At 67.9% G+C, this 639-nt stretch carries 1 pseudogene; it reads right to left on the bottom strand.

The annotated features are described in order from the left end of the window. Positions 1-56: 56 nt before the first annotated feature. A pseudogene (locus ABD050_RS28920) lies at positions 57-639 on the bottom strand (IS21 family transposase); the annotation flags it as partial.

Raw genomic sequence — 639 nt, 5'->3', positions numbered from 1 at the left:
CAGGTCGTTCAGGACGAGGGTGAGCCGCTCGGCGTCGATCGGGGTCGTGGGGGCGCTCATGCCGCAGCTCCCGTCAACAGCACATCGTAGCTGGCGAGCGGTGCGAGCCGGACCGTCACGACCGGGAGCGTCGCGGGATCGGGGGCGAACCGTCCGCGCAACTCGGCGAGATCGGGCAACACGTCATCGGCGATGCACTGGTCGAGGATCACGGCCAGCGTGGCTTCGCAGGCGCGCTCATGGGCGAGCGCGAGCAGCTCGACCATTGTTCGGCAAGCGGTGCGCTCGGGCAGCGCGGCACAGAGCCGCTCGAAGGTACGGGCATATACCGGACGCGGGAACAGCGCATCGCGGTAGACCAGCCCCAACAACGCCATCGGCTTGCGTCTGAGGCTGTGGATCACGTGCCGGTAATCGACAACGTGCCCGTGCTTGCCACTGGCAGTCGCCCGCCCGCGTGGCAGCGTCATGAGCGCGGTGCCGCCGATGAACAGATCGAGCCGATCGTCGTAAAGCCGCGCTCGCAGCCGGTGCCCGATAAGCCGCGACGGCACGGTGTAGAACACCTTCCTGAGCGTGAACCCGCCCGACGAGGTGACCGTGACGATCACCTCCTCGTAATCGGCGGTACGGGCACCC

The sequence above is a fragment of the Sphingomonas oligophenolica genome (assembly GCF_039522915.1).
Lineage (GTDB): Bacteria > Pseudomonadota > Alphaproteobacteria > Sphingomonadales > Sphingomonadaceae > Sphingomonas > Sphingomonas oligophenolica.
Note: the sequence above shows the minus strand (reverse complement) of the source record. Positions and strands in the feature narration are given on the sequence as shown.